The sequence below is a fragment of the Stappia sp. ABD4_338 genome (genome assembly GCF_056312175.1).
In genome coordinates, this window is sequence record NZ_CM149982.1 from 4,356,809 (window position 1) to 4,380,000 (window position 23,192).

At 67.0% G+C, this 23,192-nt stretch carries 25 protein-coding genes (1 of these 25 cut by a window edge); 19 read left to right on the top strand and 6 right to left on the bottom strand.

The window, feature by feature from the left end; all coding sequences use genetic code 11:
* Window positions 1-76: 76 nt before the first annotated feature.
* Window positions 77-970, top strand: coding sequence for a peptidylprolyl isomerase (locus ACYX4S_RS19555; protein ID WP_476361400.1), 894 nt, complete (start codon window positions 77-79; stop codon window positions 968-970).
* 13 nt (window positions 971-983) lie between these two features.
* Here the strand turns inward: ACYX4S_RS19555 and ACYX4S_RS19560 are convergent, their stop codons facing one another.
* The gene (locus tag ACYX4S_RS19560; protein WP_476361401.1) at window positions 984-1,607 is read right to left on the bottom strand and encodes a TetR/AcrR family transcriptional regulator; all 624 of its coding nucleotides are present in this window, start codon (window positions 1,605-1,607) and stop codon (window positions 984-986) included.
* Between the two features lie 193 nt (window positions 1,608-1,800).
* On the opposite strand from ACYX4S_RS19560, the gene ACYX4S_RS19565 reads away from it, so the two are divergent.
* The 5 genes from ACYX4S_RS19565 to ACYX4S_RS19585 all read left to right on the top strand — a co-directional run bounded on the left by ACYX4S_RS19565 (window position 1,801) and on the right by ACYX4S_RS19585 (window position 4,936).
* Entirely contained in the window at window positions 1,801-2,058 is a 258-nt protein-coding gene (locus tag ACYX4S_RS19565) for a putative antibiotic biosynthesis monooxygenase (RefSeq protein WP_293722214.1), read from the top strand.
* Window positions 2,059-2,160: 102 nt separating this feature from the next.
* Complete coding sequence (argJ, locus tag ACYX4S_RS19570) at window positions 2,161-3,393, top strand: bifunctional glutamate N-acetyltransferase/amino-acid acetyltransferase ArgJ (protein WP_476361402.1); 1,233 nt, start codon at window positions 2,161-2,163, stop codon at window positions 3,391-3,393.
* Entirely contained in the window at window positions 3,390-4,196 is an 807-nt protein-coding gene (locus ACYX4S_RS19575) for a GNAT family N-acetyltransferase (RefSeq protein ID WP_476361403.1), read from the top strand. Before argJ ends, ACYX4S_RS19575 begins: the two co-directional genes overlap by 4 nt.
* A 65-nt stretch (window positions 4,197-4,261) precedes the next feature.
* Window positions 4,262-4,660: an 8-oxo-dGTP diphosphatase MutT gene (gene mutT / locus ACYX4S_RS19580; protein ID WP_293722211.1), complete on the top strand. Its 399-nt coding sequence runs from the start codon at window positions 4,262-4,264 to the stop codon at window positions 4,658-4,660.
* Window positions 4,661-4,717: 57 nt separating this feature from the next.
* Window positions 4,718-4,936, top strand: a complete 219-nt coding sequence (locus tag ACYX4S_RS19585) for a Flp family type IVb pilin (protein ID WP_476361404.1) — start codon at window positions 4,718-4,720, stop codon at window positions 4,934-4,936.
* 12 nt (window positions 4,937-4,948) lie between these two features.
* On the opposite strand, the gene ACYX4S_RS19590 is transcribed toward ACYX4S_RS19585, so the two are convergent.
* Window positions 4,949-5,881, bottom strand: a complete 933-nt coding sequence (locus tag ACYX4S_RS19590) for a methyltransferase domain-containing protein (protein ID WP_476361405.1) — start codon at window positions 5,879-5,881, stop codon at window positions 4,949-4,951.
* A 104-nt stretch (window positions 5,882-5,985) separates the two neighbouring features.
* On the opposite strand from ACYX4S_RS19590, the gene ACYX4S_RS19595 reads away from it, so the two are divergent.
* The 4 genes from ACYX4S_RS19595 to ACYX4S_RS19610 all read left to right on the top strand — a co-directional run bounded on the left by ACYX4S_RS19595 (window position 5,986) and on the right by ACYX4S_RS19610 (window position 8,686).
* A complete protein-coding gene (locus tag ACYX4S_RS19595) occupies window positions 5,986-6,834 on the top strand; it encodes a ComF family protein (protein ID WP_476361406.1) in 849 nt (282 codons plus the stop codon).
* A 118-nt stretch (window positions 6,835-6,952) separates the two neighbouring features.
* Window positions 6,953-7,210 (top strand): glutaredoxin 3, encoded by a 258-nt coding sequence (gene grxC / locus ACYX4S_RS19600; protein WP_476362896.1) that lies wholly within the window; start codon window positions 6,953-6,955, stop codon window positions 7,208-7,210.
* A gap of 28 nt (window positions 7,211-7,238) precedes the next feature.
* Window positions 7,239-8,105 carry a carbon-nitrogen hydrolase family protein gene (locus ACYX4S_RS19605; protein WP_293722203.1) on the top strand — a complete coding sequence of 289 codons (867 nt, stop codon included), beginning with the start codon at window positions 7,239-7,241 and terminating at the stop codon, window positions 8,103-8,105.
* The gene (locus tag ACYX4S_RS19610; RefSeq protein WP_476361407.1) at window positions 8,102-8,686 is read left to right on the top strand and encodes a DUF1178 family protein; all 585 of its coding nucleotides are present in this window, start codon (window positions 8,102-8,104) and stop codon (window positions 8,684-8,686) included. Before ACYX4S_RS19605 ends, ACYX4S_RS19610 begins: the two co-directional genes overlap by 4 nt.
* Before the next feature lie 34 nt (window positions 8,687-8,720).
* Here ACYX4S_RS19610 and ACYX4S_RS19615 read toward each other — a convergent pair whose 3' ends face one another.
* Entirely contained in the window at window positions 8,721-9,161 is a 441-nt protein-coding gene (locus ACYX4S_RS19615) for a MarR family winged helix-turn-helix transcriptional regulator (RefSeq protein ID WP_293722199.1), read from the bottom strand.
* A 137-nt stretch (window positions 9,162-9,298) separates the two neighbouring features.
* Here ACYX4S_RS19615 and ACYX4S_RS19620 point away from each other — a divergent pair, with 137 nt between their 5' ends.
* The 3 genes from ACYX4S_RS19620 to ACYX4S_RS19630 are packed head-to-tail and all read left to right on the top strand — an operon-like array spanning window position 9,299 to window position 10,626.
* Window positions 9,299-9,724, top strand: a complete 426-nt coding sequence (locus ACYX4S_RS19620; protein ID WP_476361408.1) for a VOC family protein — start codon at window positions 9,299-9,301, stop codon at window positions 9,722-9,724.
* Window positions 9,725-9,758: 34 nt separating this feature from the next.
* Entirely contained in the window at window positions 9,759-10,115 is a 357-nt protein-coding gene (locus tag ACYX4S_RS19625) for a DUF1428 domain-containing protein (RefSeq protein WP_476361409.1), read from the top strand.
* 31 nt (window positions 10,116-10,146) lie between these two features.
* Window positions 10,147-10,626 (top strand): VOC family protein, encoded by a 480-nt coding sequence (locus tag ACYX4S_RS19630; protein ID WP_476361410.1) that lies wholly within the window; start codon window positions 10,147-10,149, stop codon window positions 10,624-10,626.
* 28 nt (window positions 10,627-10,654) lie between these two features.
* Here the strand turns inward: ACYX4S_RS19630 and ACYX4S_RS19635 are convergent, their stop codons facing one another.
* Both ACYX4S_RS19635 and ubiG read right to left on the bottom strand, forming a co-directional pair.
* Complete coding sequence (locus tag ACYX4S_RS19635; RefSeq protein ID WP_476361411.1) at window positions 10,655-11,350, bottom strand: alpha/beta fold hydrolase; 696 nt, start codon at window positions 11,348-11,350, stop codon at window positions 10,655-10,657.
* Between the two features lie 49 nt (window positions 11,351-11,399).
* Window positions 11,400-12,146 (bottom strand): bifunctional 2-polyprenyl-6-hydroxyphenol methylase/3-demethylubiquinol 3-O-methyltransferase UbiG, encoded by a 747-nt coding sequence (gene ubiG / locus ACYX4S_RS19640; RefSeq protein ID WP_476362897.1) that lies wholly within the window; start codon window positions 12,144-12,146, stop codon window positions 11,400-11,402.
* Between the two features lie 223 nt (window positions 12,147-12,369).
* Here ubiG and ACYX4S_RS19645 point away from each other — a divergent pair, with 223 nt between their 5' ends.
* From ACYX4S_RS19645 to clpB, 6 genes are all read left to right on the top strand, one after another.
* On the top strand, window positions 12,370-13,620 hold the full coding sequence (locus ACYX4S_RS19645; protein ID WP_476361412.1) for an aspartate kinase: 1,251 nt from the start codon (window positions 12,370-12,372) through the stop codon (window positions 13,618-13,620).
* A gap of 93 nt (window positions 13,621-13,713) precedes the next feature.
* A complete protein-coding gene (gene ptsP, locus ACYX4S_RS19650) occupies window positions 13,714-15,981 on the top strand; it encodes a phosphoenolpyruvate--protein phosphotransferase (RefSeq protein ID WP_476361413.1) in 2,268 nt (755 codons plus the stop codon).
* 103 nt (window positions 15,982-16,084) lie between these two features.
* Window positions 16,085-17,158, top strand: a complete 1,074-nt coding sequence (gene prfA, locus ACYX4S_RS19655; RefSeq protein WP_293722182.1) for a peptide chain release factor 1 — start codon at window positions 16,085-16,087, stop codon at window positions 17,156-17,158.
* On the top strand, window positions 17,155-18,036 hold the full coding sequence (gene prmC / locus ACYX4S_RS19660; RefSeq protein ID WP_476361414.1) for a peptide chain release factor N(5)-glutamine methyltransferase: 882 nt from the start codon (window positions 17,155-17,157) through the stop codon (window positions 18,034-18,036). Before prfA ends, prmC begins: the two co-directional genes overlap by 4 nt.
* Before the next feature lie 419 nt (window positions 18,037-18,455).
* Window positions 18,456-19,226, top strand: coding sequence for a DUF4167 domain-containing protein (locus ACYX4S_RS19665; RefSeq protein WP_476361415.1), 771 nt, complete (start codon window positions 18,456-18,458; stop codon window positions 19,224-19,226).
* Window positions 19,227-19,533: 307 nt separating this feature from the next.
* Entirely contained in the window at window positions 19,534-22,122 is a 2,589-nt protein-coding gene (clpB, locus tag ACYX4S_RS19670) for an ATP-dependent chaperone ClpB (protein WP_476361416.1), read from the top strand.
* 99 nt (window positions 22,123-22,221) lie between these two features.
* Here clpB and ACYX4S_RS19675 read toward each other — a convergent pair whose 3' ends face one another.
* On the bottom strand, window positions 22,222-23,192 hold the 3' portion of the coding sequence (locus tag ACYX4S_RS19675; RefSeq protein WP_476361417.1) for a M23 family metallopeptidase. Its footprint extends 1,105 nt past the window's final position; 971 of the gene's 2,076 nt are visible here — the last part of the coding sequence; the start codon falls outside the window, past its right edge; its stop codon occupies window positions 22,222-22,224.

Below are 23,192 nucleotides of genomic sequence, written 5' to 3' on the forward strand. Positions count from 1 at the left end.
GTGCGCGCGCCGCGGCCGGCCGCGGGTCCAGGAACGCCCCCGGGCAGACCGCGTCCATCCAGTGGAAGGAGATAGAATGACACGTCACCCGAGCGCCATCAGCGGCCGAACCCTCGCCGGGGGGCTTTTTGCCCTGGCACTTGCCTTTGGCGCGGCCGCTCCGGCCCAGGCCCAGGAGCCGGGCGATGCGGTCGCCAAAGTGGGCGACACGACCATCACCGAGGCCGACATCGCCTTCGCGTCGCGTGATTTCGCCGACCAGCTCCGCCAGGTGCCGCCGACCCAGTGGCGCGGCGTGCTCACCGACGTCATGGTCGACATGCAGGTGATGGCCAACGCGGCACGCGCGGCCGGCATCGACAAGGAGCCCGAGTTCGAGCGCCAGGTCGAGTTCCTCAAGACCCGCGCGCTTCGCAACGCCTATCTGGCGCGCGAGGTCGAGCAGAAGATCACCGACGCCGACGTCCAGGCCGCCTACGACAAGGAATTCGCCGACTATGCCGGCGAGGAGGAGCGTCACGCCCGCCACATCCTCGTGGAAACGAAGGAAGAGGCCGAGGCGATCATCAAGGACCTCGAGGGCGGCGCGGACTTCGCCGAGGTGGCCAAGGAGAAGTCGACCGGACCGTCCGGCCCCAACGGCGGTGATCTCGGCTATTTCACCAAGGGCCGCATGGTCAAGGAATTCGCCGACGCGGCCTTCGCGCTCGAGGTCGGCCAGTTCACCAAGGAGCCTGTGCAGACCCAGTTCGGCTGGCACGTCATCAAGCTCGAGGACGTTCGCAAGCAGCCGGCGCCGGAGCTGGACGAGGTGCGTGAGCGCCTTCGCCAGGAGCTCCTGCGCGAACGGTATGCCAAGGTCATGGAAGACCTGAAGGCCTCGACCGAAATCGAGGTGTTCGGCGCTAAAGAGGCCACGGACGACAAGGGCGCCGCCGAAACGGACGGCGAGACCAAGAAGACCGACTGAGCCGGCCGGCGGGTCAGGCCCGCCAGCTTTCCACGAACAGCGAGACGGCCGCCCTCACGGCGGCCGTTTCCATATCGAGCCGGTCCGTCACGAGACGGGTCCAGGCAAAACTGGTGACGAGCTCCATGGCGAGCAGCGGGTCGACGGTTTCGGCGACCTCGCCGCGGGTCCGGGCGCGACGGATCATCGCGGCACTCTGGTCGAGCCGCTGGTCCAGGTAGGTCCTGAGCGCCCGCGCGGCGGCACTGTCCGTCTGGGCCTCGGCGATCAGCGAGCGGAACACCGTGCCCGACGGCGTCTCGCGCCAGATGCGCAGAAGCGCGTCCAGATAGATCGTCAGGTCCTCGATCACTGAGCCCGTATCGGGCTCCGGCATGCCCGTCTTCTGCCGGTGATAGACGTCAAGAAGCAGTTCGGCCTTGCTGGGCCACCACCGGTAGATGGTCGGCTTGCCGGCGCGGGCCCGCCGCGCCACGGCCTCCACGGAGAAGCCCGCATAGCCTTTTTCGGCAAGGATTTCGGTCGCGGCCAGACGGATCGCCTCCGCCGTGGCCGGATTTCGTCTTGCGCCTATGGACGTGCGCTGGGCGCTCGACTCAGCGTCCGTCCCGTCCGTATCCTGCGTGCCGTCGGTCATCGTCCGTCCCTTCGCAGCCCTCTTCCCGCCAGCATCGACGGACCAACCGCGTGAGTCATATCAGGTTAGCAGCCCTCTTGACGATACGAAACGGTCCGTATAGATAAGCGTAACGAAACGGATCGTTTCGTTTGGTGTGATCCGACATGCCCGCGAACAGACGTCCGATCCAGGCGCCATAGTGGAGCAACCCATGAGCCATTCCTCCTCGACCCATTCTTCCGCCAAGGCCGCGCCGGTGCTCTCGCGCCCGCGTTTCGCGCTTCTCGTCTTCGCCGGCGTCTACCCGCTGGTGACGCTTCTTCTCTACATGATCCAGCCGATAACGACGGGCTGGGACGTGTGGCAGCGCACGCTGATCCTCGTGCCCGTTGTGGTTCTTGCCATGATCTGGGGCATCATCCCGTTCCTGTATCGGCGGTTTTTCGCTTTCATGCATCCGGCCCGCTGACGGGGGACGATGCTTGCGGATGGGGGCAAGGGACTTGCTTCGCCAAGGCGGTTCGGGCAAGGCTCCCGGCACCAGATCTTCCGCACTCGAGGAGCGCGCCCGATGTCGACTGCCGTCTCTCCGCTGGCCCCGTCCGCCTATCCCGAGCTTCCCCCGGTCGGGGGCGTGCGATTTGCCACGGCTCAGGCCGGAATCAAGTACGCCGGGCGCACCGATGTGCTGATGATGGTGTTCGACGAGGGGGCGGACGTGGCGGGTGTCTTCACCCGTTCGCGCTGCCCGTCGGCCGCCGTCGACTGGTGCCGTGACAGCCTCGCCGGCGGACGGGCGCGGGCCTTGCTCGTCAATTCCGGCAATGCCAATGCCTTTACCGGCAAGAAGGGCAAGGAGGCGACCGAGCTGTCCGCCCGCCTTGCCGCGACCGCCGTCGGCTGCGCGCCGGGCGAGGTGTTCCTTGCCTCCACCGGCGTGATCGGCGAACCGCTTCCGGCGCAGAAGTTCTCCGGCGTGATCGACGGGCTCGTCGGTGGCGCGAAGGCGGGGAGCTGGCAGGACGCGGCCCGCGCGATCATGACCACCGACACCTACCCCAAGGCGCTCGGACGCCAGGTGAAGGTGGGCGACACCACGGTGACGCTCAACGGCATCGCCAAGGGAGCGGGCATGATCGCGCCGGACATGGCGACCATGCTGTCCTTCCTCGTCACGGATGCATCCATCGCACCGGCGGCCCTTCAGGAGCTTCTGTCGGGCGCGGTCGGCGACACGTTCAACGCCATCACCATCGACGGCGATACTTCGACCTCAGACACGGTGCTCCTGTTCGCGACCGGGGCGGCCGGCGGAGTACGCATCGAGGATGCCACGGATCCGCGCTTGGCCGGGTTCCGCGAGGCGCTTGCCGCGCTGATGCGCGATCTCGCCCACATGATCGTCAAGGACGGCGAGGGGGCGCGCAAGTTCGTCGGGATCACGGTGACGGGGGCCGAAAGCGATATCTCGGCGCGCAGGATCGCGTTCTCGATCGCCAATTCTCCGCTGGTCAAGACCGCGGTCGCCGGCGAGGACGCGAACTGGGGCCGCATCGTCATGGCGGTGGGCAAGGCCGGTGAACCGGCCGACCGCGACCGGCTGGCGATCTGGTTCGGCGACGTGCGGGTCGCCGTCGACGGGGAGCGCGATCCCGATTACTCCGAGGAGGCGGCGTCCGCCGTCATGCGCGAGCAGGAGATCGCGATCCGGGTCGATCTCGGCCTGGGACAGGGCGCGTCCAGCGTCTGGACCTGCGATCTCACGAAGGAATACGTCGCGATCAACGGCGACTATCGCTCGTGAACGACGGTTTTGCCGCAGGCGGTGCGCTGGTCACGGCCATCGAGCAGGCCAATGTGAACGCCTTCCCGAGCGACCGGCTGCATCTCGATGGCGCGTGGCTGGTGCGCCTGTCGCCGGGAAATCCGGCGCGGCGCGTCAACTCGCTCAATATACATGACCCTGCTGACGGGGCCGGCGTGCCGGCCCGGCTTGCCGCCGCGCGGGCGCATTTCGCCCGCAACGGCGTTCCCTTCCATCTGCGCGTGACACCGCTGACGCCCATGCAGGTCATCGATCACGCGGACAGCGGAAACTGGAGCCGGGAGGGCGAAACGGACGTCTGGACGCTGTCGCTTGCCGAAGGTCCGGTGGAGGATGCCTCGCAGGGCATTCGCGTGTCCGACGTCCCGCTTGACCAGTGGCTCAAGGCCTTTGCCGCGTCGGGGGGAACACGTGCCGAGGCGGTGACGCCGCAGGCGCTGGCAAGTCTTGGCGCGGCATTGTCGCGCGTGGTCGGCCCGCGCCTTTGTCTCGTGGCGCATGACGGCAAGGGGCAGGTTCTGGGCGTAGCGATCGCCATCGTCGACGGTCCGCTTGCCGGCATTTACGACGTGGCCGTCGCGCCCGTCGCCCGGCGTCGCGGACTTGGCCGACAGATGGTCAGGGCGTGTCTCGCCCTGGCCCGGGAACTCGGCGCAAGGACGGCGTGGCTGCAGGTCACGGCGGAGAATGCACCGGCGCGCGCGCTCTACGCGGGGCTCGGCTTCATGCCGCTTTACGCCTATCACTATCGCCGTCCGCCGGAGGAGCGCGGTCCGGCGTAAGCACTTGTCCGCGTCATGGTGAGTGAAACCTTAGCGTGGCGTGCCGAAACGAAACGGGGATTTCCATGAAGCTTGTGCTGGTCGCGGCCTGCGCGCTGCTTGACGTCGACAACCGGGTTCTCATCGCCCAGAGGCCGGAGGGCAAGGCGATGGCCGGACTGTGGGAATTCCCGGGCGGAAAGGTCGAACCGGGCGAGCGTCCGGAAGAGGCGCTCATTCGCGAATTGGCCGAGGAACTGGGAATTACGGTTAAGAAAGAGTGCCTTGCGCCCTTAACATTTGCCAGTCACGCTTATGATGACTTTCACCTGCTGATGCCACTGTACGTATGCCGACGATGGTCGGGAACGGTGGCCGGCCAGGAAGGGCAGGCGATCAAGTGGGTGCGGGCCGTACGGCTTCGGGACTATCCGATGCCGGCCGCGGACGAACCGCTCATACCTCATCTGATCGATCTTGCCTGAGGCCGAAGCGCGGCAAAAGCGCGCCACCGTGACAATGTCAGGGACAGGACGCGATTCATGCAGGCTCTTCGCGAAACAACCGGTGCCGTCCGTACGCTCCCGTCGGGCAAGTTTGCCGATTTTGCGCGGAGTGAAACCGGCGAGACGGCGATCGAGTACACCCTGATCGTCGGCCTGATCTCCTTTGCCATTCTCACCGCGCTGTCGACCATTTCGACCGTGATGAACGACAATGTCTTCGCGGTGATCGCTTCGGCGGCGTCCTCCATCATCTGATGCCGCCGGGCGTCAGTCCGGCTTCCTTTTCCCGTCCGCATCCGGTGCGTCGAACGCCTTGAGCGCGTCGGCAAGGCTCATCTTGGCCGTTCCCGGCTTCATGGGCTTTTGCTGGCTTTCATGCGGTGCCCAGCCCGACAGGGACACCAGGTCGAACGTGGCACGCAGGCGTCCGTCCGGGTCCGCGTGCTCGGCCGCGTAGATCTCGGCCGCCCGTGCGATGACGGCGCCGGCAAGCGGTGTGCGCGCGCGTTCGACGAGCATGTTCGTCGCCCCCATCGCCCGCAGATCGCGAATGAGGCCGAAGAGGTCGGCGTAGCGCACCGTAACCCGGTCGGTGTCTGCGACGGGAAGCGCGAAGCCCGCACGCTGGAGGAGAGCGCCGAGGCTGCGGGTGTCGGCGAAGGGCACGACGCGGGGGGCCGCTCCGCCCGTGACCTCGAGTTCCGCCCGCATCAGGCTGTCGCGCAACTCGAACAAGGTGTCGCCGCCCGGCAGCGTCGCGAGAAACAGTCCGTCGGGCTTCAGCATCCGGCGGATCTGGATCAGTGCTCCGGGAAGGTCGTTGACGAGATGCAGCGACAGCACCGACACGACGAGATCGAGGCTTGCCTCGGCAAAGGGGGGAAAGGCGTCGTCGACGACGAGGTCGCATCCCGGCGCGTGGGAGTCGGCGGCGAACAGATCGGCGCGGATCACACGACCGATGCGCGGGTTCGCGTTCAGGGCTCGTGCCAGCCGACCGGTGTGTCCGCCAAGGTCGAGGGCGACCGGGAAGTCCCGCGTCACGGTCAGGAGCCTGTCGGCGAGATCCTCGACCGCGTTGGCGAGAAGAAAGTCCGCACCCTCGACGCCCCGCTGCAACGCGCGCCGGCGGCGTTGCGCCAGGAGCCGCCGGTCGAAGATTTCGCGGGCCGTCCCGGTGTCGTCGGGTGTCGGGGCCATGGCGTTCCTTTCCTCAAGCTTTGCCGGGAGACGTGCTAGGCTTTGCACCGGCGGTCCGTGATTAGGCCCTTTGGACCGCCTGCGGCAAGGGGCTCGGACAGGGAATGAGCGAAGCCAGCGCGGAAGCGGAACGGCAGGCTGCGGATAGAGGTGGCAAGGCGCAGGGTCTTCTTGCCGGGTTCGGGCGCGTGCTTCAGGCCGGCCGGAATGCGGGTGTCGCAGCCTTTTCCCTGGCGCTTCCGCCCACCTGTCCCTCGTGCGACCGGCTGGTTGCCGGCGGGGAGGCACTTTGCCCGCGCTGCTGGGCCGAAACGCCGTTCCTTGCTCCCCCCTGGTGCGAGCGTCTCGGCGTGCCGTTCGCCTATGATCTTGGCGAGGGAGCGGTGTCTCCGTCGGCGATCGCCCGGCCTCCGGTGTTCGGACGTCTGCGCTCGGTCGCCGCCCATGACGGGCCGGCGCGCATTCTCGTCTCGCGGCTCAAGTATCACGACCATCCCTTCGCCGCGCGCATGATGGGGCGCTGGATGGCCCGCGTCGGTGCGGAACTGCTCGCCCCGGGCGCGGAAGAGACGGGGCCGCCGCTCGTGGTCCCGGTTCCGCTTCACAGGCTGCGGCACTGGAGCCGGCGTTACAATCAGGCGGCGCTTCTGGCCCGTCATGCGGCGCAGGCCGCCGGTGCCGAGGTCGCGCCCTTCGCGCTTGCACGCCGCCGGGCGACGAAACGGCAGGTCGGCCTCGATGCCGCCGCCCGGGCGAGGAATGTTCGCGGGGCATTCGTGGCCACGCACGACGGCTCCATGCGCATGACCGGACGAAGGGTGGTGCTGGTGGACGATGTCTATACGACCGGCGCGACCGTGGAGGCGGCGGCGCGCGCCGTGTTGCGGGGTGGTGCTGCCTCCGTCGATGTGCTCACCTTCGTCCATGCGGGCGCGGAAACGCCCATCGGATGAGATGCCCTGGACCCGCGGACGGCCGGTGACGACTGCGTGAGGCGAAGGGGCCGGCCTCTTGCGCGGCGGCAAGAGGGTCCCCTATATCCGGCACCTGTCGGAGCAAAAACGGAAAGCAATCATGAGCGTAGAAATCTACACCCGCCAGATGTGCGGCTTCTGCACGCGGGCCAAGTCGCTCCTGCAGCAGAAGGGCGTGTCCTTCCGCGAGTTCGACGCGACCTTCGACCCGGAGCTGCGCAAGGAGATGATCCAGCGCACCAACGGCGGCTCGACGTTCCCGCAGATCTTCATCAACGAGACCCACGTGGGGGGCTGCGACGAACTGGTGGCCCTGGAGCGTGCCGGCAAGCTCGACGCGCTTCTGGCGGGTTGAGCGGAGCAGGCGGAAAGGGAGCACGGCAATGAGCAGGCTCGTGGCAGGACTGGTCCAGATGCGCAGCTCGCGCGACGTGGCGCAGAATGTTGCCGCCGCGAGCGAGCTGATACGCGCGGCGGCGCGGGACGGGGCGGAGTATGTCCAGACCCCGGAAATGACCAACCTGCTCGAGCGCAGCCGTGCGGACCTGTTCGCCAAGATCCGGCCCGAGGCCGAAGACGAGGCGGTCGCCGCCTTCTCGAGGCTGGCGGGCGAACTCGGCATCCACCTGCATATCGGCTCCCTGGCCATTCGCACCGGCGAGAAGACGGCCGCCAACCGGGCCTTCCTGTTCGCGCCCGATGGCGGGCTTCTGGCGCGCTACGACAAGATCCACATGTTCGACGTGGATCTGGCCAATGGCGAGAGTTGGCGGGAATCCGCCACCTACCAGCCGGGCACCGAAAGCCTCGTCGTCGATCTTCCGCAAGCGCGTCTGGGCCTTGCGGTCTGCTACGACGTCCGCTTTCCGGCGCTGTTCCGCGCCCAGGCCGGGGCGGGGGCCACGATGCTTTGCGCGCCGGCGGCCTTTACCCGCCAGACCGGCGCGGCGCACTGGCATGTGCTCCAGCGTGCCAGGGCGATCGAGAACGGGGCCTTCATGCTCTCCGCCGCCCAGGGCGGACGCCATGAGGATGGCCGGGAAACCTACGGCCACAGCCTGATCTGCGATCCCTGGGGCAAGGTCATCGCCGAACTGGACCATGACGAGCCCGGCCATCTGGTCGCGGATCTCGACATCGGCGAGGCGGAGGCGGCGCGCGGGCGCATTCCCGCCATCGCCAACCAGCGCGATTTCGTGCTCAAGGTCGTGGAGAACGGCCAGCGCGGGGGCGGAAGGGACCGGGGATGATCCGCTTTTCGCTTCACTGTGATGCCGGCCACGACTTCGAGGCGTGGTTCCGGGGCAACGACGATTTCGAGACCCAGCGCCAACGGGGCCTGGTGAGCTGTCCGACCTGCGGGTCGGCCGCCGTTGAAAAGGCTCTGATGGCGCCGGCGGTCTCGACCGCGCGGGTGCGCGAGGCGCGGCTGGATGCGGTGCGGCAGGCGCTTTCCGGTGCGGGCGCCGGAGAGCGGGGCGAGGAACCGACGACCGCCCAAGCGCAGCCTGACGAGAGGTCTGACGGGGCTTCGGGTGTCGCGGTGGCTCCACGGGAGCGGCCGGAGCCCGCCACCGCAAGCGGACAGGTCGCCGGAGCGGCCAGGATGCCGACCGAGGTCGTGGAGAAGCTCCGCGCGTTGCGCAGCGAACTCGTGACCGGTGCGACGGACGTTGGCGAGGCGTTCCCCGAGGAGGCGCGCAAGATCCACTACGGCGAGGCCGAGGCGCGGGGCATCTATGGTGCAGCCTCGGGTGAAGATGTGCGAGAGCTTCTCGACGAGGGCATCGCCGTCCTGCCGCTGCCGGTCCTTCCCGAGGACCACAACTGAGACGTCGGGCCTCGGCGTTTCCTTCCCTCACGTTTCAGGACAGCTTGCGCAGGGCGTCGCGGACCTCCTGCGGATCGGACGGAGCCAGCATCCGGTCGACCTCGGCGTGTGCCTCCCGCCAGGCGGGAAGGGCCGCGATGAGCGCGGCATGGCCTTCCTGCGTGAGGATCAGGCGGCGGCTGCGTCGATCCTTGCGATCCGGCTCCACCCGTACCAGACCGCGCCGCTCAAGCGGCTTCAGGGCCGCCGTGAGCGTGGTGCGGTCCATGGCGAGAAGCTCCGCCACCGGAGCGAATGTCGGCGGCTCGGGACGGTTCAGCGACATCAGCAGGGAGAACTGGCCGTTGGTCAGGCCGAAGGGGCGCAGCACCTCGTCGAACCGGCGTGCCAGGGCGCGCGCGGCGCGCTGCGCATGCAGGCAAAGGCAGGTGTCGCGCACCTCCAGTGTCGCCTCGAAGGGGAGTGTCTTTGACATGTCTTTAATATGTTGATATCAACATAAAAGGGCAAGGGGAAAACGGCCGTATTCCGCGGTTTCCAACAGGAAGTGCCCGGTCCGGACGGATTTTTTGCACTGGCAAGCCGGCGGTGTCCGGCGAGGAGGAGGAAGACATGGGAAAGCTGATTTTCGTGAACCTGCCGGTCACCGATCTCGATCGTTCGATCGCGTTTCACGAGAAGATGGGGGCGGTAAACGATCCGATGTTCACCGACGCGACCGCCGCCAAGATGACCTATTCCGACGAAATCCACGTGATGCTGCTCACACATGAGCGTTTCGCGGAGTTCACCGACAAGGAGCGCGTCGATGCCCGGCGGCAGGCGCAGGTGCTGATCTGCTTCTCGGCGGAGAGCCGCGAGGAGATCGACCGGCTGACGGAGCTTGCCGGCACGTGCGGCGGGCGTTCGGACCCGGGACCGGTGCAGGAGCACGGCTTCATGTACGGCCGCAGCTACGAGGATCCTGACGGGCACATCTTCGAGCTTGCGTGGATGGACATGGATGCGGCGCGCAAGGCGTTGGCCGCCGCAGGCTGAACCTCAACCTGAACTTCAAAAAGGGAGAAACGAAATGGCTTATGTTGCAGGAATGGTGGCGGCGGTGCCCGCGGCCGACAAGGAGAAGATGCTTGCCCATGCGCAGGGCGCCGCGAAGCTCATTCTGGAATTCGGCGCCACGCGCGTCACGGACTGCTGGGGCGACGATGTGCCGGAGGGCAAGGTCACCGACTTTTTCCGTGCCGTTAAGGCCGAGAAGGACGAGGTGGTTCTCTTCAGCTGGATCGAGTTTTCCTCGCGGGAAGTCTACGAACAGGTTTTCGAGAAGATGATGAGCGACCCGCGCATGGCGGAACTCGGCGATATGCCCTTCGACGGCAAGCGCATGATTTTCGGTGGCTTCGACGTTCTGCTCGATATGTCGGCCTGAGGCAGGTTCGGAAAAAATGGGAGGAGTGGCCATGACGAAGGTCATCCCGCATCTCTGGTTCGACAGCGGCATGGAGGATGCTCTTTCCTTCTATGCCGGCCTGCTTCCGGACGCCGAGGTGGAATGGGTTTCCCTGCTTCCCGACGGGATTCCCGGAGGTCCGTCGGGGAGCGTGCGCCTTGCCGGCTTCCGCCTTGCGGACCAGCATTTCATGGCGCTCGAGACGCAAGGCGCGGACGCGTTCAACCACAGTTTCTCGCTCATGGTCGAATGCGGGAGCCAGGCCGAGGTCGACAGGATCTGGGACGGGTTTCTCGAGGGTGGCGGCAAGGCCGAACAGTGCGGCTGGCTGCGCGACCGGTGGGGAATGGCGTGGCAGGTCGTGCCGAAACGCCTTGGCGAGCTCATTCACGCGCCGGATCCGGACGTGACACGCCGTGTCGTCGGCGCGGTCATGGGCATGGTCCGGATCGAGGAAGCGGCCCTTGAGGAGGCGGCCGCCGGGATATGAGGCTGGCCGGCTGCTAGGGGGCCACACCCTAGCCTGCGAGGAACGCCCGAAGCGCGGCCGTGGTCGCGCCGGGCGTTTCCAGCGTCGGAAGATGGCCGCCGCCGGGGATGATCTCGAGACGGCTTCCGGGCACCAGCTCATGCATTTCCCGGGCTCGGTCCGGCGGCGTGAGCCGGTCGCCCTCGCCGACAAGCACCAGCGTCGGGCAGGAGATCGCGGCAAGATGCGGCCGCGAATCGATCCGGTTCATGATCGCCGTCTGCTGACGGGCGAAGGCTTCGGCTCCGGTCGCGCGGGCCATGGCGAGCACCGCGTTCCGAAGTCCGGGATCGTTCTCGCGATCCTCATGCACGAAAAGCGGAAACAGCGCCGCGGAGACCTCGTCGAGGCGTCCGACCTCGGCAAGCCTGATCTGCCGCTTGCGGTTGGCGGTCTGCTCCGGCGTGTCAGGGCGCGCGGCCGTGTCGAGAAGGGCAAGACGCGTCACACGGCGGGGAGCCTGGCGCATGACCTCCATGGCCACGTAGCCGCCCATGGAGAGCCCGGCAAGGGCGAAGCGCTCCGGCGCATCCCGCAACAGTCTTTCCGCAATGCCCGGGATCGTGTCGTCACTGCGATGATCGGCGACAGAGACGGTGCGGCCATCGGCCTCGAAAGCCGCGATCTGCGGCGCATAAAGGGCGTCCGTGCAAAGGAGGCCGGGAACGAGAACGATCGGATCCATGGTCGGTCCTGCCTGGGGATGCCGGGCGCTCTGCCTTGCCGCTATGCGGTCAGGCGTGGTCGCGTCCGAACAGCATCATGTAGTTCACGTCGAGATCGCGGCTCTGGCGCCACTCGTCGGCGAGCGGGTTGAAGCTCACGCCGCAGCGCTCGATCGGCGTCAGGCCGGCGGCGACCAACGGACGCTCGATCTCTTCCGGGCGCACGAGCTTCTCATAGGTGTGCGTCCCCTTCGGCAGCCAGCCGAGAACGTATTCGGCTCCCACGATGGCAAGCGCATAGGCCTTGAGGGTGCGGTTGATGGTGGCGACGAACATCAGTCCGCCGGGTTTCACCAGCCTTGCGCAGGCATCGAGGTAAAGCGGCACGTCGGCGACATGCTCGACCACTTCCATGTTGAGGACGACGTCATATTGCTCGCCGCTGTCGGCCAGTGCCTCGGCGGTGGTGGCGCGGTAATCGATGGCAAGCCCCGACTGCTCCGCGTGAACGCTCGCGATGCCGATGTTGGTGGAGGAGGCATCCGCGCCGGTCACATCGGCCCCGAGCCGTGCCATGGGCTCGCACAGAAGGCCGCCGCCGCAGCCGATGTCGAGGAACTTCAGTCCCTTGAAGGCGTCGGGAGAGCGGTCGTCTCGGGCGAACCGCGCCGAGACCTGCTGCTTGATGTAGCCGAGGCGCACCGGATTGAACTTGTGCAGCGGCCGGAACTTGCCCGTCGGGTCCCACCAGTCGGCGGCCATGGCATTGAAGCGGGCGATCTCGGCCGCGTCGACCGTGCCGCCGCTCGGCTCCATCCCGGAATTGGCGAATTGACTGTCGTTCGCGCCTGCGCCGCTCATCACTCGGATCCTCCTTGGGCCATGACCGGAAGTCGTTCGTCGGCGCGGCTTTGTCAAGCATCGCTGTTGCGGTCGGTCGTCGCAATCTGTATGGAAAAGCCGACCCGGGACGGGCGCTTCGCCGCCCTCCTTATCCAATGACGCCGGCGGCAACGCCCGAGATCTCACGACGAATTCCATGGCCCGACTGGTTCTCAAGTTCGGCGGCACGTCCGTCGCAAACCTGGAGCGCATCCGCAACGTGGCGCGCCATGTCAAACGGGAAGTCGAGGCGGGCCACCAGGTCGCCGTCGTCGTCTCGGCCATGGCGGGGGAGACGAACCGTCTCGTCGGCCTGTGCCGGGAAGCCTCCGCGCTGCACGACGCGCGCGAATACGATGCCATCGTCTCCTCCGGCGAGCAGGTGACGAGCGGCCTGCTCGCCATCGTTCTGCAGGACATGGGCATCGAGGCGCGTTCCTGGCAGGGATGGCAGATCCCGCTCAAGACCGATACCCAGCACGGGGCGGCCCGCATCACCTCGATCGAGGCGGACCTTCTGGTGCAGCGGCTCGAGGCGGGGCAGGTCGCGGTCGTTGCCGGTTTCCAGGGCGTCGCGCCCGACAACCGCATCGCGACGCTCGGCCGTGGCGGATCCGACACCAGCGCCGTGGCGCTGGCGGCGGCGACCGGCGCGGACCGCTGCGATATCTATACCGACGTGGACGGCGTCTACACGACCGATCCGCGCATCGTGCCGCGTGCCCGCCGGCTCGAGCGCATCGCCTTCGAGGAAATGCTGGAGATGGCCTCGCTCGGGGCCAAGGTTCTTCAGGTGCGCTCGGTCGAGATGGCCATGGTGCATGGCGTGCGCACCTTCGTGCGTTCAAGCTTCGACGACCCGGATGCGCCGCAGGTCGGCGCGGGCGGCCTGCCGCCGGGCACTCTCATCTGCGACGAGGACGAGATCGTGGAACAGCAAGTCGTAACCGGTATCGCCTTCGCGAAGGACGAGGCGCAGATCTCCATCCGCAACGTCGCCGACAAGCCCGGCGTTGCCAGCGCCGTGTTCGGCTCGCTTGCCGACGCGGGCATCAACGTGGACATGATCGTCCAGAACATCTCGCCGGACGGGCGCACGACGGACATCACCTTCACGGTGCCCGAGAGCGACTACGACCGCGCCTTCACGGTGCTGCGCGAGCACAAGGACGCCATCGGCTACCAGGCGATCGAGGGCGCGCGCGACGTGGTCAAGGTGTCGGTGATCGGCATCGGAATGCGCAGCCACGCGGGCATCGCGGCGCGCTGTTTCCAGGGCCTCGCCGAGAAGGGAATCAACATCCGGGCGATCACCACGTCGGAGATCAAGATCTCGGTTCTCATCGATTCCGCTTATACCGAGCTTGCGGTGCGGACTCTCCATTCGCTATACGATCTGGACGGGTAGGCGAACGGCGACGGCAGTCTCCGTTCCTTCCGGCGTCGCGGGTCGCGTGTCGCCGGCCCCCCGACCGGCGGTGCGGAAAGGGCTAGACGGGTGATGCGGAGCACTCTCGCAGGGCCACGTGTTCTGCTGCGGCGTCTCCGCGAGGTCATGGCGGAGCCGATCAACGCGCAGGAGCGGCTCGACAAGATCGTCGTGCTGATCGCGGCCAATGTGGTCGCCGAAGTGTGTTCGGTCTACATCCTGCGCGCCGATGGCGTGCTGGAACTCTATGCCACCGAGGGCCTCAACAGGGACGCCGTCCACAAGACCAGCCTGAAGGTGGGCGAGGGCCTCGTTGGCCTCATCGCGGCCGACGCGCGTCCGCTCAACCTGCCCAACGCACAGGCCCATCCCGCCTTCGCCTACAGGCCGGAGACGGGGGAGGAGGCCTACAACTCCTTCCTGGGCGTTCCGATCCTGCGCGCCGGGCGTACGCTCGGCGTGCTCGTGGTCCAGAACCAGTCGCACCGCACCTACTTCGAGGACGAGGTGGAGGCGTTGCAGACCACCGCGATGGTCATCGCGGAAATGGTGGCCGCCGGTGAGCTCGAAGCCATCGTGCAGCAGGGCACCAAGCTTGACATGTCGCGGCCCATGCACTTTCAGGGCGTGGCGCTGTCCGATGGTGTCGGCCTCGGTCATGTGGTGCTGCACGAACCGCGCGTCGTGGTCACGAACCTCATTGCCGAGGACGCGACGGTGGAGCTCGAGCGCCTCGAACGGGCGATCAACCGGCTGCGCATCTCTCTCGACGACCTGCTCAATTCCGGCGACATGGCGCCGAGCGGCGAACACCGCGATGTGCTCGAGGCCTATCGCATGTTCGCGCATGATCGCGGCTGGATCCGCAAGATCGAGGAAGCGATCAACAACGGCCTGACGGCGGAAGCCGCGGTGGAAAAGGTCCAGTCGGACACCCGCGCGCGCATGATGCGCCAGACCGATCCCTATCTGCGCGAGCGCCTGCACGATCTCGATGATCTGGCTCATCGGCTCATTCGCGAACTGATGGGACGCCAGCAGGGGCCGATCTCCGAAAGCCTTCCCCAGGACGCGGTCATCGTGGCGCGCAACATGGGCGCGGCGGAACTGCTCGACTACGGTCGCGACCGCATCCGCGCGGTGGCGCTGGAGGAGGGCGGGCCGACCAGCCATGTGACCATCGTGGCGCGCGCGCTCGGCATCGCCGCCGTCGGACTGGCGGACAATCTCGTCAGTCTCGCCGAATCGGGCGACGCGGTGATCGTCGACGGCGAAAGCGGGCAGGTGCATCTGCGCCCCGCGCCCGACATCGAGAACGCCTATGCGGAGAAGGTGCGGTTCCGCGCCCGCCGGCAGGCCCAGTACAGGCGCCTGCGCAACAAGCCGGCGGTGACGCGTGACGGCGCGAAGCTCTCGTTGCAGCTCAATGCCGGCCTGCTCGTCGATCTTCCGGCCGTGACGGAATCGGGGGCCGACGGGGTCGGGCTGTTCCGCACGGAACTCCAGTTCATGGTCGCCTCGTCGTTCCCGCGCATGAGCGTGCAGACCGACTACTACCGCCAGGTGCTTGAGGCCTCGGAAGGACGGCCCGTTACCTTCCGCACGCTCGACATCGGCGGTGACAAGGTGTTGCCCTACCTGCGCGCCATCCAAGAGGAAAACCCGGCCATGGGCTGGCGGGCGATCCGCTTCGGCCTCGACAGGCCGGGTGTGCTGCGCACCCAGATCAGGGCGCTGCTGCGCGCCGCGGCCGGCCGCGATCTCAAGATCATGTTCCCGATGGTGTCGGAGGTGGACGAGTTCCGCCGGGCGAAGGGGGTGGTGGAACGCGAGATCGCCCATCTTACCCGCCATGGCTACGCGCTGCCCGAACGGCTCCAGCTCGGGGTGATGATCGAGGTGCCCTCGCTCCTCTATCAGCTCGACGAGCTTTACTCTCTGGTCGATTTCGCCTCCATCGGCTCGAACGACCTGTTCCAGTTCTTCAATGCCGTCGATCGCGGAAACACGCGGGTGGCGGGCCGGTTCGACACCATGAGCCCAGCCTTCCTGCGCGCGCTGAAGGAGATCGTCGACACGGCCGCGCGCCATGACACGCCGGTCACGCTCTGCGGTGAAATCGCCGGGCGGCCGCTGGAGGCCATGGCGCTGGTCGCGCTGGGCTATACGAACCTGTCCATGTCGCCTTCCGCGCTCGGGCCGGTGAAGGCGATGGTGCGCGCGCTCGATCTCGCAAGGCTCAAGGAGACCGTCCTGCCGTTGCTCGACGCGCCCGGAGACCTGCGGTCGTTGCGTCCGACGCTGCGCGCCTTCGCCCAGGAAACCGACGTTCCCTTCTAGCCGGACTTCGTGCCAGCCTCGCGCCACGGGAAAGGCCGTGGGTGCGCGCGGCATGTCGCCTGGCCGTCTGCCGCTTTTTCATGAAAGGACTTGATGCAACGCCATGATCCAGGCGGAGAAACTCGAGGGCTTGCTGTCGCGTGTCGCGGAAATCGAACACCGCATGACACAGAACCCCGACGCGGAAACCTATGTGAAGCTGTCGCGAGACTACGCGGAGCTCGAGCCGCTGGCGCGCAGCGTGCGCGAGTTGCAGCAGGCCGAGCGGGAGCTTGCCGATGTCGAGGCGATGGTGGCCGACCCGGATGCCGACGCGGACATGCGCGCGCTTGCCGAGGCCGAGCGCGAGGACCTCGCCGGCAGGGTCGAGACGCTTGCCCAGGCCGTGAAGATCGGTTTCCTGCCGCGTGACAAGGCGGACGCGCGCAACGTCATTCTCGAGGTGCGGGCCGGCACCGGTGGTGACGAGGCGGCGCTCTTCGCGGGCGACCTCTTTCGCATGTACCAGCGTCATGCGCAGCTTCACGGCTGGAAGGTGGAGATCGTGTCCGCCAGCGAGGGCGAGGTCGGCGGCTTCAAGGAGGTGATCGCGTCCGTGTCCGGTGAGAGGGTGTTCGAGCGACTGAAGTTCGAGTCCGGCGTGCACCGTGTGCAGCGGGTGCCGGAAACCGAATCGGGCGGGCGCATCCATACGTCGGCGGCCACCGTCGCGGTGCTGCCGCAGGCGGAGGACGTGGATGTGGACATCGCCGAAAGCGACCTGCGCATCGATACCTTCCGGGCCTCGGGTGCCGGCGGCCAGCACGTCAACACGACCGACTCGGCGGTGCGTATCACCCATATCCCCACGGGCGTGGTCGTTGCCGTGCAGGACGAGCGTTCGCAGCACAAGAACAAGGCCAAGGCCATGCAACTCCTGCGCACGCGGATCTTCGACGCCGAGCGCGCGCGTCTTGCCAGCGAGCGCACGGAGGCGCGTCGTCTCCAGGTCGGTTCCGGTGACCGGTCCGAGCGCATCCGCACCTACAATTTTCCGCAGGGCCGCATGACCGACCACCGGATCGGCCTTACCCTCTACAAGCTGGAGGAAATCCTGTCAGGCGAGGCACTCGACGAGGTGATCGACGCACTGGTTCTCGACCATCAGGCGACGCTGCTCGCCGCCGAGGGCCTGTGAGCGGCGACACCCGGCCGGCAACGCTCGCGGACAGCGTGCGGACGCTGCGCCGTCGCTTCGAGCAGGCGGGAATCGGAGATGCGATGCTCGACGCCCGTCTGCTCGTGGCCGAGGCGAGTGGGCTGGAGCCCACCGGGATCATCCTTCATGGCGACCGCGAGACGGATGACGCGGTGGCTGCGCGGATCGAGGAACTCGCGCGTCGCAGGCTCGCGGGCGAACCGGTCGGGCGCATTCTCGGGCGTCGCGATTTCTGGGGCATGACCTTTCACCTCTCCCCCGAGACACTGGAGCCGCGTCCCGACACCGAAACACTTGTCGAGGCGGCGCTGGCACATGTGGACCGACAGGGGCTGCGCGAGGCGCCGCTTGTCCTGGCCGACCTTGGAACCGGCACCGGCGCGATCGCGGTCGCGCTCCTGAGCGAACTGCCCCTGGCACGGGCGGTTGCAACGGACCTTGCGGGCGGGGCGCTGGAAACGGCACGTGAAAATGCCGGGCGACTGGGCGTGGGCCAACGCTTTCACGCGGTCGCAACGGATTTCGGCGCGGCTCTTTCCGGCGGGTTCGACCTGATCGTTTCCAATCCGCCCTACATCGGTTTGGCGGAACGGGAGCAGCTTTCGCGCGAGGTGCGCGAGCACGACCCGGACCTCGCGCTGTTTGCCGGTGCGGACGGTCTCGACGCCTACCGCGCGATCACGGCCGACCTGCCGCGTCTGTTGCGACCCGAAGGGGCGGTGTTCCTGGAGATCGGATGGCGCCAGGGCGAGGCCGTGACAAAGCTGCTCGAACACGCCGGCCTCGAGGAAGTCCAGGTGCGTCAGGACCTTGGTGGCCGCGATAGGGTCGTTGCCGCTCAATGTGTTGCAAAATAGCGCCAACAATTTCCGTTCTGAAAAAGATACTTGGAAAAGGGCGCGGAACCGGCTAGTTTCTCCACGCCGAGGCCCGACGGGGTGGCATCGTTATCGACGGGTCGGCTGACCAAGAGCTCTTCCGAGTTTCATCGTCTTCGCCGGTCCCGCTTCAGGCGGTGTGCCTGCCGTGGCGCAAGATGCAAGGATGGACCTTCAGGTCCTTCAGCAGCTCGGCATTGGTCTGTTCAAGAAGAACCCTTTCAGGACCCAGATAGGTCGGCGCGCAGGTGCCGGTCGTTTGCCGATCCGTTTTGACTTGTTCAGACCGCGCAACATCGACTCGTTCCGTTGCGTATCATGGCGCCGGCGCCGCCCGGGCGGACCGGACTGTTTTGACTGGCCTGTGCCGGTCGCCGTTCATGAGAGTAAACGGCAGAATGAGACCAGGAAATCAGAACAACAAGCGCCTTCGGGGGCGGGGTGGCCGCAAGGGTCCCAATCCGCTGTCGCGCACGTATGAGTCCAACGGCCCGGATGTCAAAATCCGTGGCACCGCGCATCATGTCGCCGAGAAGTACCAGCAGCTTGCCCGTGACGCGGCCGCGGCCGGCGACCGGGTGATCTCGGAGAACTATTTCCAGCACGCCGAGCATTATCTGCGCATCATCGCTTCGGCGCAGCAGAGCATGCATCAGCCTGTGGTTCTTCCGCGCGGGGATGACAATGACGACGATGCGGACGAGCAGGAGGAGCGCAATGAGCGCGCCGAGCGTTCCGAACGCCGTGGCGAGCGCGAAGCCGCCTCCGACAGCAAGCCCGTCATGCCCATGGATGCGCCGCAGCCCTTCGTGGAAAACATGCCGGTCCTGAACGGCAAGAGCGTGCCCCAGGCGTCCGAGGACAAGGGCGAAGCCCGTGCCGAGGACGGTGGTGACGACGAGGATCGCGGTCGCCGTCGTACCCGTGGTACGCGGGGCCGGGGCGTGCGCCGCTCGCGTGCGGCCATCGGCGAGGAAGCCGGTGCCGATCAGGCGGGCGAGGAAGCCAAGCCTTCGGCGGGTGCGTCCAAATCGAAGTCCGAGCCGGCCGCGCTCGCGGAGGCTGCCGCAGCCAACGAGGGCACCGAGGAAAAGAAGCCGCGTGCCCGCCGCGCGCCGCGCAGTCGTGCCGCCAAGGCGGAAGCCGAGACGGCAGCGAGCGACGCGTGAGGGCAGCTTGCCGTCCGTGACGCGGGCGGCAGGATCATGCAATCGACGAGGGGACCGCGTTCACGCGGTCCCCTTTTTTGTTTTTGAAGGGTTCCGTATCAGCGGAAAAACGCCATTCCCGAACGATGCGCGCCCGGAGGGGCGAGATTGATTGCGGTTCCTACGGGGTTCCCCTCTTTTGTGGTCGAAATGCAACACTATATCCTGAGAGCGGTCACGTAGCGGCCGTGCGGGTGCCGGAACGACGGGCCCGCATTTCCGAAAAGGCATTCCTGCTTCGGGGGGGTGCCGGATCAGGAGGTTTCACATGAATTTCGAGAAATATACCGACAGGGCCCGCGGCTTCGTGCAGTCCGCGCAGACCCATGCGATCGGCGAATCCCACCAGCAGTTCGCGCCGGAGCACCTGCTCAAGGTTCTTCTGGACGATCCCGAGGGCATGGCCGCCGGGCTTATCCAGCGCGCGGGTGGCCGGCCGAAGGACATCGCCACGGCGAACAACGCCGCGCTTGCCGCCATCGCCAAGGTGTCCGGCGGCAACGGACAGCTTTACCTTGCTCCCGGGCTTGCCCGCGTCTTCGACCAGGCGGAGAAGATTGCGGAGAAGGCCGGCGATTCCTTCGTCACCGTCGAGCGGCTTCTGCTGGCGCTGGCCATGAGTTCCGGCAAGGCGCTGGCCAAGGGTGGGGTGACCCCGGCCGGGCTGAACGAGGCGATCAACGAGTTGCGCAAGGGACGCACCGCCGACAGTGCCTCGGCGGAGAACCAGTATGACGCGCTGAAGAAGTATGCTCGCGATCTGACGCAGGTGGCGCGCGACGGCAAGCTCGACCCGGTGATCGGCCGCGACGACGAGATCCGCCGCACCATGCAGGTGCTCTCCAGGCGCACGAAGAACAATCCGGTACTCATCGGCGAGCCGGGCGTGGGCAAGACCGCGATCGCGGAAGGCCTCGCGCTCCGGATCGTCAATGGAGATGTTCCCGAGAGCCTGAAGGACAAGAAGCTCCTCGCCCTCGACATGGGATCGCTCATCGCGGGCGCGAAGTATCGCGGCGAGTTCGAGGAGCGGCTGAAGGCGGTTCTGGCCGAGGTCCAGTCGGCCGCCGGCGGCATCATCCTGTTCATCGACGAGATGCACACGCTGGTTGGAGCGGGCAAGGCGGACGGGGCGATGGATGCCTCCAACCTGCTGAAGCCGGCGCTGGCGCGCGGCGAGCTGCACTGCGTCGGTGCGACCACGCTCGACGAGTACCGGAAGCACGTGGAGAAGGACGCCGCGCTCGCCCGCCGGTTCCAGCCCGTCTTCGTGAACGAGCCGACGGTCGAGGACACGGTTTCGATCCTGCGCGGCCTCAAGGAGAAGTACGAGCTGCATCACGGCGTGCGCATCACCGATTCCGCAGTCGTGGCGGCGGCGACCCTTTCCAGCCGCTACATCACGGACCGCTTTCTGCCCGACAAGGCGATCGATCTGGTCGACGAGGCGGCGAGCCGGCTCAGGATGCAGGTGGACAGCAAGCCCGAGGAGCTCGACGAACTCGACCGGCGCATCATCCAGCTCAAGATCGAGCGCGAGGCGCTGAAGAAGGAAACCGATCAGCCGTCCCACGACCGGCTCGAGCGGCTCGAGGCGGAGCTTGCGGGGCTGGAAGAGGAAGCCGACGGTCTCAATGCGCGCTGGCAGAGCGAGAAGGAAAAGCTTTCCGGCGAGCAGAAGCTCAAGGAGCAGCTCGATGCCGCGCGCATCGATCTGGAGAAGGCGCAGCGCAAGGGCGACCTCGCCCGGGCAGGCGAGCTTGCCTATGGTGTCATTCCCGACCTGGAGAAGAAGATCGCCGAGACCGATGCCAGCGAAACGGCCGGCGGGTCCATGGTCGAGGAGGCGGTCACGACCGATCACGTCGCCCAGGTGGTGTCCCGCTGGACCGGTATTCCGGTCGACAAGATGCTGGAGGGCGAGCGCGAGAAGCTCCTGCGCATGGAGGACGAGCTTGCCCGCCGTGTCATCGGACAGGAGGAAGCCGTCCATGCGGTCTCGACCGCGGTGCGCCGGGCGCGCGCCGGCCTGCAGGACCCGAACCGGCCGATCGGCTCGTTCCTGTTCCTGGGGCCGACGGGCGTCGGCAAGACCGAGCTGACCAAGGCCCTGGCCTCGTTCCTCTTCGATGACGAGACCGCGATGGTCCGCCTCGATATGTCGGAATACATGGAGAAGCATTCGGTCTCGCGGCTCATCGGCGCGCCTCCGGGCTATGTCGGCTACGAGGAGGGCGGTGCACTGACGGAAGCCGTCCGCCGGCGGCCCTATCAGGTCGTGCTGTTCGACGAGATCGAGAAGGCGCATGGCGACGTGTTCAACGTGTTGCTTCAGGTGCTGGACGACGGTCGGCTCACCGACGGGCAGGGGCGGACGGTGGATTTCCGCAACACGCTCATCATCCTGACGTCCAACCTGGGCGCGGAATTCCTCGTTGCCCAGCCGGAAGGCGAGGATTCCTCCGCCGTCCGGGACCAGGTGATGGCGGTGGTGCGCTCTTCCTTCCGGCCCGAGTTCCTCAACCGGCTGGACGACCAGATCCTGTTCCACCGGCTGCAGCGCTCGCAGATGGCGGCGATTGTCGACATCCAGCTCAAGCGCCTGCAGGGGCTGCTGGAGGATCGCAAGATCCGGCTGGCGCTGGACGAGAGCGCGCGCGGCTGGCTGGCCGAGCGTGGCTACGATCCCGCCTATGGCGCTCGTCCGCTGAAGCGGGTGATCCAGCGCGAGGTTCAGGATCCGCTTGCGGAACTGATCCTGGGCGGCAGCATCGCCGACGGCCAGACGGTCGATGTCTCGGCGGGCTCCGACAGGCTGGTGTTCCAGGTTGCGGGAGCCAAGGTGGAAGCCGCCTGACGGCTGCAAAGCCCGCCGGCTATCCGGCACGACGACAAAAAAGCCCCGGACACTTCGTCCGGGGCTTTTTCATATGTTCCGCGCCAAGGGAAACGTGTGTCAGCGTGCGTCGGAGACCGCGCCGACGTTCGCGCTTGCAACGCGCGAGGGGCCGGATGCCCGCTCGATGAGCGTGTCGATGCGGGAGCGTTCGCGGTTGAACGCCTCCAGCATCTCGCCGTCGAGCACGCGGCCGCGCGGCAGGCGAATGCGCATGGGATCGACGAAGCGGCCGTTGACCTTGACCTCGTAGTGGAGGTGGGCGCCTGTCGAAAGGCCCGTCGAACCGACATAGCCGATCACCTGGCCCTGGCGCACGCGCATGCCCTCGTGGATGCCCTCTGCAAAGCTCGTCTGGTGGCTGTAGGTGGAGAGATAGCCGTTGGCATGCTGGATCTCGATGCGCCGGCCATAACCCGACACCCAGCTGGCACGCGTGATGGTGCCGTCACCGGCGGCCATGATCGGCGTGCCGCGCGAGGCGGCCCAGTCGACGCCATTGTGCATGCGCATGACGCCGACGATCGGATGCCGGCGCAGGCCGAAGCCGGACCGGAACTTGCCGCCCGAGAGCGGCTTGCGCATGAGGAACTTCTTCGCGCTCTTGCCGGTCTCGTCATAGAAGTCGACGATCCCGTCGTCCGGCGTGCGGAACCGGTAGAACCGCCGGGTCGTGCCGCCCGTCGTCAGCGCGGTGTAGAGAATCTCCGCCGGCGTGTCCGCGTCTTCCTGCTCCAGCCCGTAGAAGACCTCGAGGGAGTCGCCCGGTTTCACGCGCGCCTTGAAATCCACGTCGAAGGAGAAGATCCGCACCAGGTCGGCGATCAGGTCCTGCTCGACGTTCTGCTCCATGGCTGTCTGGTAGAGGCTGTCATACAGGCTCGGCGTGGCGCCGGCGTAGCCGACGCGATCAGCTTCCGCAAAGGCGTCGGCCAGAAAGGTGTCCGGTGCCTCGGCCGGGACATACTCGCCCGTGTCGGATCGGGCGACGGTCGCCATGTGGTCGGTATCGGCGTAGAGGCTGACGCGCT

Coding starts and splice junctions, on each gene's coding strand:
- ACYX4S_RS19590 (WP_476361405.1), bottom strand. CDS start 5,881: ATGGCCCCGACACCCGACGACACCGGGACGGCCCGCGAAATCTTCGAC.
- ptsP (WP_476361413.1), top strand. CDS start 13,714: ATGCGGAGCACTCTCGCAGGGCCACGTGTTCTGCTGCGGCGTCTCCGC.
- prfA (WP_293722182.1), top strand. CDS start 16,085: ATGATCCAGGCGGAGAAACTCGAGGGCTTGCTGTCGCGTGTCGCGGAA.
- argJ (WP_476361402.1), top strand. CDS start 2,161: ATGTCGACTGCCGTCTCTCCGCTGGCCCCGTCCGCCTATCCCGAGCTT.
- mutT (WP_293722211.1), top strand. CDS start 4,262: ATGAAGCTTGTGCTGGTCGCGGCCTGCGCGCTGCTTGACGTCGACAAC.
- clpB (WP_476361416.1), top strand. CDS start 19,534: ATGAATTTCGAGAAATATACCGACAGGGCCCGCGGCTTCGTGCAGTCC.
- ACYX4S_RS19665 (WP_476361415.1), top strand. CDS start 18,456: ATGAGACCAGGAAATCAGAACAACAAGCGCCTTCGGGGGCGGGGTGGC.
- ACYX4S_RS19585 (WP_476361404.1), top strand. CDS start 4,718: ATGCAGGCTCTTCGCGAAACAACCGGTGCCGTCCGTACGCTCCCGTCG.
- ACYX4S_RS19565 (WP_293722214.1), top strand. CDS start 1,801: ATGAGCCATTCCTCCTCGACCCATTCTTCCGCCAAGGCCGCGCCGGTG.
- ACYX4S_RS19610 (WP_476361407.1), top strand. CDS start 8,102: ATGATCCGCTTTTCGCTTCACTGTGATGCCGGCCACGACTTCGAGGCG.
- ACYX4S_RS19620 (WP_476361408.1), top strand. CDS start 9,299: ATGGGAAAGCTGATTTTCGTGAACCTGCCGGTCACCGATCTCGATCGT.
- ACYX4S_RS19605 (WP_293722203.1), top strand. CDS start 7,239: ATGAGCAGGCTCGTGGCAGGACTGGTCCAGATGCGCAGCTCGCGCGAC.
- ACYX4S_RS19555 (WP_476361400.1), top strand. CDS start 77: ATGACACGTCACCCGAGCGCCATCAGCGGCCGAACCCTCGCCGGGGGG.
- ACYX4S_RS19560 (WP_476361401.1), bottom strand. CDS start 1,607: ATGACCGACGGCACGCAGGATACGGACGGGACGGACGCTGAGTCGAGC.
- ubiG (WP_476362897.1), bottom strand. CDS start 12,146: ATGGAGCCGAGCGGCGGCACGGTCGACGCGGCCGAGATCGCCCGCTTC.
- ACYX4S_RS19595 (WP_476361406.1), top strand. CDS start 5,986: ATGAGCGAAGCCAGCGCGGAAGCGGAACGGCAGGCTGCGGATAGAGGT.
- ACYX4S_RS19625 (WP_476361409.1), top strand. CDS start 9,759: ATGGCTTATGTTGCAGGAATGGTGGCGGCGGTGCCCGCGGCCGACAAG.
- ACYX4S_RS19635 (WP_476361411.1), bottom strand. CDS start 11,350: ATGGATCCGATCGTTCTCGTTCCCGGCCTCCTTTGCACGGACGCCCTT.
- ACYX4S_RS19645 (WP_476361412.1), top strand. CDS start 12,370: ATGGCCCGACTGGTTCTCAAGTTCGGCGGCACGTCCGTCGCAAACCTG.
- ACYX4S_RS19615 (WP_293722199.1), bottom strand. CDS start 9,161: ATGTCAAAGACACTCCCCTTCGAGGCGACACTGGAGGTGCGCGACACC.
- ACYX4S_RS19630 (WP_476361410.1), top strand. CDS start 10,147: ATGACGAAGGTCATCCCGCATCTCTGGTTCGACAGCGGCATGGAGGAT.